The sequence below is a fragment of the Nocardia abscessus NBRC 100374 genome (assembly GCF_000308455.1).
In the GTDB taxonomy this organism is placed as follows: domain Bacteria; phylum Actinomycetota; class Actinomycetes; order Mycobacteriales; family Mycobacteriaceae; genus Nocardia; species Nocardia abscessus.
In genome coordinates this window covers 1-285 of sequence record NZ_BAFP01000190.1, presented here as the reverse complement: position 1 = coordinate 285, position 285 = coordinate 1, and the positions used below count along the sequence as shown (strand labels likewise).

Below are 285 nucleotides of genomic sequence, written 5' to 3'. Positions count from 1 at the left end.
CCGTCGGTGCCGAGCACCCCGACACTTTGACCTCCCGCCATAACCTCGCCAGCACCTATCAAGCGGCGGGACGGACTTCGGAGGCGATCGAGCTGTTGGAGCAGCTCCTCACCGACCGCGAGCGGATCCTCGGCGCCGACCACCCCGACATTCTGACCTCCCGCCATAACCTCGCCGACGCCTACCGGGCGGCGGGGCGAACTTCGGAGGCGATCGAGCTGTTGGAGCAGGTCCTCATCGACCACGAGCGGATCCTCGGCACCGACCACCCCGACACCCTGACCT

General features: G+C 67.7%; 1 protein-coding gene. It reads left to right on the top strand.

Annotated elements, in window-relative coordinates:
• Nucleotides 1–26 precede the first annotated feature (26 nt).
• On the top strand, nt 27–285 hold a 259-nt coding region (locus ON19_RS30710), incomplete at its 3' end, for a tetratricopeptide repeat protein (RefSeq protein ID WP_255218423.1).